This is a genomic window from Polaromonas sp., assembly GCF_030680935.1.
Classification (GTDB): Bacteria; Pseudomonadota; Gammaproteobacteria; order Burkholderiales; family Burkholderiaceae_C; genus Polaromonas.
In genome coordinates, this window is record NZ_JAUXUP010000007.1 from 133099 (window position 1) to 144296 (window position 11198).

The 11198-nt window shown below is 57.0% G+C and carries 9 protein-coding genes; 3 read left to right on the forward strand and 6 right to left on the reverse strand.

The window, feature by feature from the left end; all coding sequences use genetic code 11:
* Positions 1-8: 8 nt before the first annotated feature.
* From Q8L50_RS02175 to Q8L50_RS18920, 6 genes are all read right to left on the reverse strand, one after another.
* On the reverse strand, positions 9-392 hold the full coding sequence (locus Q8L50_RS02175; RefSeq protein ID WP_370869721.1) for a type IV pilin protein: 384 nt from the start codon (positions 390-392) through the stop codon (positions 9-11).
* Positions 393-478: 86 nt separating this feature from the next.
* Positions 479-5146 (reverse strand): pilus assembly protein, encoded by a 4668-nt coding sequence (locus tag Q8L50_RS02180; protein WP_305347002.1) that lies wholly within the window; start codon positions 5144-5146, stop codon positions 479-481.
* A gap of 20 nt (positions 5147-5166) precedes the next feature.
* Entirely contained in the window at positions 5167-5781 is a 615-nt protein-coding gene (locus Q8L50_RS02185) for a PilX N-terminal domain-containing pilus assembly protein (protein WP_305347003.1), read from the reverse strand.
* Between the two features lie 17 nt (positions 5782-5798).
* Positions 5799-6983 (reverse strand): PilW family protein, encoded by a 1185-nt coding sequence (locus tag Q8L50_RS02190; RefSeq protein WP_305347004.1) that lies wholly within the window; start codon positions 6981-6983, stop codon positions 5799-5801.
* Positions 6980-7510: a type IV pilus modification protein PilV gene (pilV, locus tag Q8L50_RS02195; RefSeq protein WP_305347005.1), complete on the reverse strand. Its 531-nt coding sequence runs from the start codon at positions 7508-7510 to the stop codon at positions 6980-6982. The genes Q8L50_RS02190 and pilV overlap by 4 nt, the downstream gene beginning before the upstream one ends.
* Before the next feature lie 21 nt (positions 7511-7531).
* Positions 7532-8161 (reverse strand): GspH/FimT family pseudopilin, encoded by a 630-nt coding sequence (locus tag Q8L50_RS18920; protein WP_370869722.1) that lies wholly within the window; start codon positions 8159-8161, stop codon positions 7532-7534.
* A gap of 78 nt (positions 8162-8239) precedes the next feature.
* Between Q8L50_RS18920 and ribD the strand changes: the two genes are divergently transcribed.
* The 3 genes from ribD to ribBA all read left to right on the forward strand — a co-directional run bounded on the left by ribD (position 8240) and on the right by ribBA (position 11179).
* On the forward strand, positions 8240-9361 hold the full coding sequence (gene ribD / locus Q8L50_RS02200; protein WP_370869719.1) for a bifunctional diaminohydroxyphosphoribosylaminopyrimidine deaminase/5-amino-6-(5-phosphoribosylamino)uracil reductase RibD: 1122 nt from the start codon (positions 8240-8242) through the stop codon (positions 9359-9361).
* Positions 9362-9427: 66 nt separating this feature from the next.
* The gene (locus Q8L50_RS02205) at positions 9428-10060 is read left to right on the forward strand and encodes a riboflavin synthase (protein WP_305347006.1); all 633 of its coding nucleotides are present in this window, start codon (positions 9428-9430) and stop codon (positions 10058-10060) included.
* 3 nt (positions 10061-10063) lie between these two features.
* Complete coding sequence (ribBA, locus tag Q8L50_RS02210; protein WP_305347007.1) at positions 10064-11179, forward strand: bifunctional 3,4-dihydroxy-2-butanone-4-phosphate synthase/GTP cyclohydrolase II; 1116 nt, start codon at positions 10064-10066, stop codon at positions 11177-11179.
* The last annotated feature ends 19 nt before the right edge of the window (positions 11180-11198 follow it).

The following is an 11198-nucleotide window of genomic DNA, read 5'->3' on the forward strand; positions in this document are numbered from 1 at the left end:
GACCAAGCCTATTTGTTCCAGCACGTGGCCGCGTCGCCAGCACTCTGTCCCTTGACGCCCAGGTTGGTCAGTGTGAGGTTTCCACAGAGGGTGTCCGTCCAACCACTTGGGGTTGCCGTCAAGGTAAAGGATGTCGCAGTTGTAGTGCCACTCAACGCCACGTCGTATCGCTTTACGCCCGAGTTCGGCGACAGCGTAAGCGCAGTTGGCAAGGCAGGCGCAACACCACCGCTATCAACATACCGGAAATTGACCGCCCGGTAACGCTCCATAAACTGCGCCGCCTCAAGCAACGCAGCTTTCGCGCCGGTCCTGTGCCCTCGTTCAATATAGGACGTGTAAGCTGGCAGCGCAACGGCAGCCAAAATGCCAATGATGGCCACAACAATCATTAACTCGATCAACGTGAAACCACCGGTGTGCTTGCGTGTTTTCAATTTTTTATCCCCCTTATTAGATTGATGCGGTCACAAGTCGCTTACTTAAGCTGGCGCCAGATTTGACGCCCAACTGCTCCGCTGGTGCCAGAAGTGGTTGAAGGTGTTAAATTTATTTGAAGTACCTGCGTTTTTCCACAGACCCCATTGATGCAGACCGTTTGTTGACCACCGACATTGGTGGTGAAAGACGTTGTCGAAATAGTATCGTTGAAGATGGTCTGGCTGATATACAGCGCTGGTGGGCCGTTGTCCTGCAACACGAACACGCCTCTTGGAGAACCGCCGCGAATACGAACCGAATTGGGAATTAGATCGTTGAATACCTTTTTATACCCGCCGGTCAGGGCGTCTATTCCAGTGATCCAGGCATCCAGTCCGGCAACACAATCATCCACGCTCGGCACTATCGAGGTAAACAAAAATGCGTCCACCACGCCTGAAATGGTATAGCGCACAGGAGGAGCAATTACTCGCTCCCCCGCCGTGATGTTGGTGCCAGTCAGTGGGACCACCCACCCCTTTTTACCAGCCACTGTGTACCAATCCGGCGTTGCCCCCGCTGATGTGGTGCGAACGTCGCTTGTGACACCCCCTACCGGAGCAGGCATATTGATGGTCATGGAAGACAGCGTCGCTTCTGTGACAAACGGCGTGGTGGTGATGTTATGCACCAAGTCGTCATAAATTCCATACAAGGCCTGTACTGTCGTATTGGCAGGGTCAGCAGCGCTCAAATAGCTGCCAGTTCCAAAATAAATCATCTTGCCACCCGTCGTGTTCGCATGCGAGGGTGCTGCCCCGACTTTGATCTCGGCGGTGATGGGCCTTCCTGTCGGGGTGGTGTAAATCAGGGCACCGGCACTACCGGAACTTGGGTCAAAGCGCCAGATATTTCCTTTGTAGTCCGCGCCGTACACGTACGCGATCGTGTCCCGGTTGCCCGATGTTTTTCGCACCAACTCGACCGCGCCCATGCCGTTGCTCGTGATGGAAGCGTTGGTCGGTATGATCCGGAGAATATTACCGTCGCTCAACCTCACGACGTAGAGATTCGCTGTACCAGCGCTGCTGTTGTAGCCATTTCCAAAAATGGCAACCCAAGTCCCGTCCGCCAGTTTGCCGATACCAGGCCTGCCCATGATGTTGCCAAAGGTCGACCCAACGCCAGCGGTGGTCGAATTGATTTCCCACAAAATGCTGTTGGCTGAAAACGTTTTTGAACTGGCATTGATGGCAAACACGGTCTGGGCGCCACTGCCGCCGGCAGCAACAACTACCGTGCGCCAATTGGTGGTGGCATCGCCGGGCACAGTGATCTTCGCGTGCCCGACAGCAATCGAACCATCAATGTAATTCTGATGCTGGTAGCCAGGGTCTGCCAGATTTTTAACACTGCTCCTCACCGCCTGCGGCATGAAACCGAGCAACTCGCCCCCGCCGGTTGCATCGGGCTCGGCGTCAAAAATATGAAAAAACCCACTGTTCGTACCCACCGCGAGAGTTTCAAAATTGATGGAACTCAGGAAGGTCGTGTAAGTCGAGTCACTCGCTGTGTAGTCCAGATTTTTCGCTGAAATGATCTGTGGATCTGAATTGACAATGTCGCCCAACACCGAGCCGTATTCGGCCGCAGCCGTACTGCCGCGGTTACGGAAACTGCCTCCTTTTCGCTCCTCGCCCGTTTTGTCCCCAAGAAGGTACTCATAAGTTGCAGAGTTGACGAAGTCGGTTTGCACGGCGCTCGGCAACGTGGCGTAGCCGCCAGAAGTCAAGGCAAGAGGTGTGGTCGCTCCCCCCTGGCCAAGAAACAACTTGGTGCGCGACGCCGGCACAGGGATTTTTGTAGAAACCTCCCAAATAGGTGTATCGGACACAGCGCCGCTGGTTGCAATGGAAAAAGCGTACAAGCGCGAAGTCCATGTCAGCGAATCGTAATTGGCCTGGTAAATGGCGGCCGAGCCCAGGCTCCGCTGCCCCACACCCACCACGCTGGTGCTGGCCACCGCCGCCAACGCAGCAGCAGAACGGAAGGCCTTGGCCATCTGATCCGGAAGGTTGGCTGGATTGTTGACTTTGAAATAGTTGGTGGGGTCGCCGTTGGAGTCCAGCAGGCCCGCGCCACCGTATTTGGCGGCGTACCACAGCGTGTCATGCGGTATGTAACCCGATACCGTTGCGCTGGTTGCAAAGGCCAGCGTACGGGTGGTTGACGTGCTTGGCAGCATGGTAGCGTTGACCCGTGAGCCGTTTGCCGGGGCTGGTCCCTGGCTGGAAAGCGTGTCAAGGTAATACTTGATCGTCGGCGTGCCCCCACTCGGTTTGGTCGTCATATCCAGATAGAGACCGTCATTGGCAGTGCCCGATATGGAATAACCAACGTGCATTTCAATGCCTGCTGCAGATGTGTTGATCGGTACAAGTTGCACCTCCACGTTATTTGCAGCATTCACGCTGACGTTGTAGCCGACCACCGCGTCGGTTTCGTTGTCGCCGCCAGCGTCGGTGTCAGAAAAGTTCACGACAAAAGACATCGTTGGCCGCCCACCGTTGATGGCTGCGTTATAGTCCAGCCCCGTGGTTCCACTGGTGTTGTTGAAAGTGTCCAGATAAAAGCCGGTGATGGAACCTGTCGGCTGAAACGCGCCATAGGCTGAACTACTGACGAAGCTGCTGGGACCTACCGATTTGGAAACAGGAACCAGGGAAACGGTTTTGCCGCTGTATTTAATTTCAATTTTCGGCACTACGCTACCAAGAACCACAGCAATGGTATCGACTGTTGCGTTGGTCGTCGTCGTGGGCACCGAGGGGGGGTTGCCAATCGGGAAGCCTGTCACTTTTCCAAAACGCGCAACCGCCGCCGAATAAAAACTCCCGCGCGACTGTGTGGCGTCCGGCGCATGCCCCTGGAGCTGCGCAAAAGAACTGGCAGGTTTCAGGGTGGGGTTTCCGTCGCTGAGCGTGCCCGACTGGCCAATGAAGACATTCCGTGTCCCCAGATTCTCCGACTTTGTAACCGGAGACGTCACCGGCGGGGGGCCCCAAATGATGTTGGATTGGGTGGTCACATTCACCCCAGCAAGGTCGCCTTCGGGAGGAGCAAGCGGGTTACCCATTCGCTCCACTACCGGAAAGTACGCCCCCGGAATCCCGTCATTGTCAAATGACGTCACAGCGTCTGCGATGACCATCTGTACGGGGCGCGAGCAAATAGGACTTCCGCCATCCGTTTTAGCCCTGAAAGGGTTTTGCCACGGAGAGGAGCCAGTGCCCATCAATGGCAGTTGAAGCCTTGAGTCTGGTGAGGTGTTGACATTGACACCATTCGCATATGCCGAAAACCCCGAGCTTTTCCCCGCAAAATACCGTAGCCCTTCGTACATCATTTCGCCGATAGGAGCCCCCCATGAAGGGCAAGCACCCTCTATCTGCAGCGAATTGAAATTGTTGTCGCAGTAATATCCGTTCCCTTTCCAGCCATAGATGGAAATGCGGTCGATGGTTCGGGCTATACCGTCAACCGTCGCCGTGCCTTCGGTCACCTGCCGAAAAACGCCATTGGAAGGAGTTACCTCATCTGAAAATTTGGCGATGTTGCGACGTACAACCCCGCCAGAGTAATTGTTTCTGAATGAACCAGTGAGCAAGCCAAATTTCAGTTGGTCGCTAACCGAATAATCATGCAACACACCCGTTGGCTTCCAAATAACAGGTGCTGCTGCAGGGTACCCCGTACAGCCTGTTTCCCGGGCGCCGCTCAATGTAACGCAGGCCTCGACCCTAAGTGTGTAGGCTGTACTGGTGATACCAAAGGCAGTACTACGGGCAATATTGGCATTGCCATCTGCAGAAGTCCAGTTCCAGATGCGATCGGTAACCTGATCGGCATTAAGAATCACCCGCAGTCTCGGGGCTGGCATTGGAAATGGATAGACACCCGAACCCGCATCCGCAGGCGTAGTCTCGTAAGCATCACTTCTCACGGCAAACAGATGCTGCTTGCCCGCTGCGGGCGCCGCGAGGGGGGTGTAGTGGGTGATGTTGTAACTGTCGCGCCCAGTGACCGGCCTGTACTCTTTACCCCAGACATGGCTGTCCTGGGGAATAAACGCCCCTTGTAAAACCGTGGTGCCTGACGCTGTGGTCGGGTCTGACACGCGATGACCTCCGTACAGTACGCGTCGCAGCGCATCCATGCGCGAAGTCGTGGCCCAGTTCAGCCAATTTCCGTGCCAGCGTGCATTGGATACAGCCGTCGCACATCCGTCACTGCTCTTGGCGACATCTTTAGGACTGAATCTTGAGTCACCCGAGTCGTACAAATAACAGCGATCCGACGCGAAGTTGCCATAGTAGGTAATGGACGGTTTGAACCCGACGTCAGGTATGCCGTCGGCATTCAGATCGCTGGCATCGTTGTAGGCGGCATAAAAAAGCCGATGATCCTTGCTCATGGTCAACATGACAAGACCGGGCGCGCTTTTCAGAGCCAACAGCGGTACGTTTGCGATGCTGACAGTGGTTTGCGCGTTCGCGCTTTTCAGCGGCAAGCCGACCAGAGCCAGCGCAAAAAACAGCGCTGCCAAGGACCATGCGGTGAACACGAACCGTTGCCGCCAATTCGCTGGCACAGACCCCACCGATCGGGGACCCAGACCCATGCCCATCACATGCTTGTGTTCCGAAAAAATGGCTGGCTTGTTCATGGTGAACCCCTTAAAACTTGCTATGGTGTTGTCGTCTGGACATACATGACTTGCACAATTGACTCTGCTGCGCCTGATCCGCCCACGCTGCGTGCGGTCACTCTGTATGTGCGGGCGGTGGTAGTAGCACCCGCGACAGTACTCACCAACTCAATCACATATTTCGCACTCTCGGAGTTGTTGGCATAAGGCGTGGCCACAGACGCGGCACAACTGGTCCAACTGAACGGGGTCGTTGTAGCGCAGGCACTTGCCGCGACTGTCGCTCCCGCCCCTTGCGTCCAGAAACTTCCGTTGTCGCCCTCGCTGAATGGCGGATCGTAGTGGCCAACTGTGGTGGTCAAAAATCCCCCGCCCTCAATGACCTGCAAGGCCTCTTTGCCAGCACTTTCGGCCGACTGGAAAGAAACATTCCGATCCAGAACATTACCTGTCATGCGCCCGGACAGGGTGGTGTTACGAAAACCAATCATGCTGATGGATATGAGCATGACCAACAAAATCAAACCGACTATCAGAGTCATGCCGCGCTGTGATTTGCAGCGGGGTTGCAAAACCAATGGAAGCCTTCTTGCCGCCAAAACCACACAGCGATGGTTTTTACGGGGAATACCTGCAATGTGCTTGTACGACATAAGGTGTATCCGTCTCTCTACCGTGCTGCAACGCTGTTGCGCAAAACCACGGTAGTAGAAAACTCCTTGCGGAGCCGGTTCGTCGACGCGCCGGCAGGCAGGGTATAGGTTTGCCCCAACAGAGTAGGCGTCGTCAACACGACATCGGGGCTGGTGTTGTCCTCTGCGCTAACCATCATCAGCCCAATACGCACTGCAACGATGCGCGCCCAATCAGTCACGCCTGCCGCAGAAGTGCGCCACTCGTCAGCGACACGCGTAGCGGCCCCACTGGCGTCTACCTGGGTATTTTCACCATAATGCAGTTGCATGCTTTCTACGTTAGACACGATTTCTTCCGCGTTGGATCGGCTTGCGCCGTTGAAGGTAATCCGATACAAGCTGGGCGTCGTGGCACCACTGCGGGTTGCGACATAAAAAAAGTTCCACTGCGCTAACATGACAATTGCTCCAGTTCGCGCATCCACTCCGGAGGCCACAGGCGGGCCGAACTTGTAGCTGCTGTTGAACGTATCTGTACTGTTTCCGGTTCCGTCGTGGGCGATGGTTGTGACACCTCCACTGGTACTCACTGTTCCTTCAAAAATGCTGGACGAATTGCAATCGGAAACAATCATGGTATTCGCACCACTCCACCCGTACACGTTGGAAGAAATGGTGAGCGGAGAATTACTCGCTGACATTGCCACCGTGACGCCGACAGCATTGGCACTACCCCCAGCAAAAAACAGGCTGTCTGTGCCACTGGATGCAGGGACAGATCCAGACGCGAACATCGTGCTTGGCACGCTGTCAAAACCGCGGATGAAATTAAGCGGTGTGAAGGGTTGCACCGTCACCTCCGCGTTGCCGGATTCAACAGTTGCCAACGGATTGGGGCCACTGATGGTGTTCGGATTTGCCGAGGCCAGGACGTTACCCGGATAACGAGTCGTTACACCTGCCACCGTTAGCGTCTGAATGCCGGAGCAACCCGCAAAACCAGCCATGCGAAGCTCTCTTGCAATGGTATCCAGGGCAAAATTCGCGTCTTCCTGCAATCTGCCCGTGCTCTCCTGAAAGCGAAAGGCGCTTTTTACCGCCACATACACCGAAGACAGTCCTATAAGCACGGCCATACTTAACACGAGCGAAATCATCAGCTCAATCAGCGTGAACCCCCGTTGCCCACTGCCACGACGGCTACTTTGGAATGCCCTCATAGCCGCAACTCGAAAACAAAAGTCTGGAAGGCTGCAGCCGAGTTATCCGTACACGCAGTGGTAACGTCGTCACTCAAGGTTCCCAGGCAATTGGACCAGCGTACCTCGATCTCCACTTTGCGTGCGCCACCGGACACAGTGTTGGTGATCTTGCCGTCCCCCTGCGGCAATTGGGCGGCCAGGGCGTCAAGCCACTCCTTTTTATCCTTCATGGCTATTGTTGTGGGACTGACAGGTGACGTGTCTGCGTAAGTGGTAATGTATTGGCTGGTTGCCGACAGCGCCACCGCCGGATTGGCGCGAATCCGGTCGGCCATGTCCGCAGCCAGTTGACTGGCTTTGGAAGAGGCTTCAGAAGCCGCCGCATTGGATATCCCTTTGACCAGCAGTCCGGCGACACCCAGCAAGCCAAACGACAGGATCACCATGGTGACCAACACTTCAATCAGGCTGAAACCGCCCTGCTTGCCATTCGCCTTTGCAGAACGCTTTGGCGCATGTAGGTAAAAGTGCGACACATTTTTCATATTGAGGTTGCTTCTACACTTCTAGTCCGTAGGGCAGCTTGCACCACTGGCCACACGGGTGGTTCGCACACGACCTGACACGTTAAGAACAAGACAGTATCTTTCACTGGTCGCGTCAAAAAACCAAAAAGACCGGTTAGCCGAAGCCCCCGTCGTGGTGATCAATCGCCCGGCACCGTTGTAGGTAAAGTAATTGAGCGTGCCCGTCTGCCCCGTGTCGATAGGTCCCGACGGCGCTGCCACCACCTCGACGCGAGTCACGCCTGTAACACCCGCCGTATCAGCCGTTGGTGCCACCCCTGCGTTGGCGGTCCCAGTCCCATCCACAAACACCGTCCAGCCGTTTGTCCAGACACCGGCTGTCGTATTTGCTGCAACCGTGACTCGCGCGTCAGCGCCGCGCTTGACGGCCTCCGACCTTGCCAGGCTAAGGGACACCTGCAATGCGGATGCCGCTGCGGACAGCCGGTTGTTTCGCAACATAGTGACAAATGAGGGCGCGGCAAGGGTTGCCAAAATAGCCACGATGGCAACCACCACCATTACTTCAATAAGAGAAAACCCAAGAAAAAGTCGACCCGCTTTTAACGAAGGTCTGATTGGGGACCGTTGGTACACACTACGCAATACAAACGAGTTTTCTCCATGCATGCCAAGGATGTTACGCAAGTGAATCAGTGCAGCGGGTACAGTACCGACGAACGGTTATCGTTACTAGCCAGGCGGCAAATGACAAATTCAACTCATCCTGCGTTGCACAACGAGATGCAGCAAACACTGCGACTGGCCGAGAGCGCGCGCCTGATCAGTCCGCCCAACCCGGGTATTGGCTGTCTGCTAAGCAGTTCAGACGGTCTGATCCTCGGCCAGGGCCACACCCAGCACACAGGCGGCCCGCACGCCGAAATCATGGCGCTGCGCGATGCCGCCGCACAGGGCCACGATGTTGCTGGCGCTACCGCCTGGGTCACCCTTGAACCCTGCTCCCACCACGGTCGTACCGGCCCTTGTTGTGATGCGCTGATTGCAGCTGGCATCAAAAAGGTCGTCGCGTCCATCGCCGATCCCAATCCCCTGGTCTCGGGCCAGGGTTTTGAGCGCCTGCGCGCTGCCGGCGTTGAGGTGGAAGTGGGCCCCGGCGCGCAGGAATCGCGCGAGCTCAACATCGGGTTTTTCAGCCGGATGATCCGCAAGACGCCCTGGGTGCGCATGAAGGTCGCGGCGTCGCTGGACGGCAAGACCGCGCTTGCCAACGGCGTCAGCCAATGGATCACTTCTGACGCGGCGCGTGCAGACGGCCACGCCTGGCGCGCCCGTTCGTGCGCGGTGCTGACCGGCATTGGTACGGTGCTGCAGGACAACCCGCGTCTTGACGTGCGCCTGGTGAACACGCCGCGCCAGCCACACCTGGTGGTGGTGGACAGCCGCCTAGAAACACCGTTGGACGCTCATCTTTTTATAGCTGGCCGCGCGCTCTACATATACGCCGCAGTGCAAAACGATGCTAAAAAAGCAGCGCTGGAAGCGCGCGGTGCGACCGTCATCTACCTGCCCGGCGCGGGCGGCAAGGTGGATTTGCAGGCCATGCTGCAGGATCTGGCCCGACGCGAAATCAATGAGCTACACGTCGAGGCAGGGCACAAACTCAATGGTTCACTGATTCAAGCTGGCCTGGTTGATGAGTTTTTGGTGTATCTGGCGCCCAAACTCATCGGCGATGGAGCAGGCATGGCCAAGCTCGGGCCCATCACCGAGCTGTCGAAGGCGCTGGAACTGGAGTTTCGCGCTACCGACAGGCTGGGCCCCGACCTGCGCATCGTGGCCCGGGTACGTGGACGCGACCTCTTTTGAGGCCTGGTCAAGCCCTGATTCCAGCAACCCGCCATACCCGGCGGCAATCTCTGCGAAAATACGACCATGTTTACCGGAATCATCACCGGCATGGGGCGCATCGTCGCCATCCATAGCCTGGGCAGCTCTTTGGACCACGGCAAGCGTCTCACCCTAGAGGCGCCTGCGGGTTATCTGGACGACGTCGGTCTGGGTGACAGCATTGCCATCAACGGCGCCTGCATGACGGTCACCACCGTTGACCTTCCAAAACACCAGTTTTTGATTGAAATTTCAGCAGAATCACTGGCCAGAACCAGTGGACTGGCGCAGCCCGGCCCCGTCAATCTTGAAAAAGCCCTGCGCGCCCATGACCGTCTGGGCGGCCATATCGTCGCCGGGCATGTGGACGGCATCGGCACGGTGACGCATTTTGCCGAAGTCGGCGAAAGCTGGGAGCTGCGTATTCTGGCGCCGCATGAACTGGCCAAATACCTCGCCTACAAGGGTTCGATCACCGTCAACGGCGTGAGCCTGACTGTGAACCGGGTGGCCGACCTGCCCCATCAAGCTGGTTGCGAGATCAGCATCAACCTGATTGCCCACACGGTACACAACACCGCCCTGCAACATCTGCAGACCCAATCCCGGGTGAATCTTGAAATTGACCTGATTGCGCGATACGTGGAGCGCATGCTCCAGAACGAAAAGAATACCTGAACCATGACCATCGCCATCTCCCCCGTTGAAGACATCGTGGCCGACATGCGGGCCGGCCGCATGGTTATTCTGGTGGACGAAGAAGACCGTGAAAACGAGGGCGACCTCGTGCTGGCCGCCGATCACGTGAGTGCCGATGCCATCAATTTCATGGCGCGTTACGGCCGGGGCCTGATCTGCCTGACCCTGACACGCGAGCGCTGCGAGATGCTGCAGCTGCCACCGATGGCCACACGCAACGGCACCCGACACAGCACCGCCTTCACCGTGTCCATTGAAGCGGCCGAGGGCGTCACCACCGGCATCTCGGCAGCAGATCGTGCGCGCACCGTGCAGGCTGCCGTCGCCAAAAACGCCAGGGTCAGCGACCTGGTTCAGCCCGGGCACATCTTCCCCTTGCAGGCGGTCGATGGCGGCGTGCTGATGCGTGCCGGACATACCGAAGCCGGTTGCGACTTGGCCGGCATGGCCGGTTGCTCGCCTGCAGCGGTAATTTGCGAGATCATGAAAGACGACGGCACCATGGCGCGCCTGCCGGACTTGCAAGTCTTCGCCGCAGAACACGGCCTGAAAATCGGCACCATCGCCGATCTGATCGAACACCGCAGCCGCCACGATTCGCTGATCGAAAAAATAGGCACCCGAAGCATTCAAACGGCTTACGGTCAATTTACCGCCCATGCCTTCAGGGACACGCCCAGCCAGGGCCTGCATATGGCGCTGGTGAAGGGCCAGTGGTCATCCAGCGATTCGGTGGCAGCACGGGTGCACGAGCCCCTGTCAGTACTGGATGCACTGGAAACCGGTCGCGTCATGCATTCCTGGAGCCTGGATCAAAGTCTGGCGCACATCGCCGGGGAAGGCAAGGGTGTGGCGGTGCTGCTCAATTGCGGCGAAAGTGCTGCGCAACTATTGGCCCAGTTTGAAGGCACGGCCAGCCCCGCCCAGGCCCCAGAACGTGGCCGCATGGACTTGCGTACTTACGGCATAGGCGCGCAAATCCTGCGCGAGTGCGGTGTGCACAAAATGAAACTGATGGGCAATCCGCGCCGCATGCCCAGCATGACGGGTTACGGCCTTGAAATAACTGGCTACATTGCCAAAGACTCGAAGGAATAAACGTGTTTGGTGCAGAAAA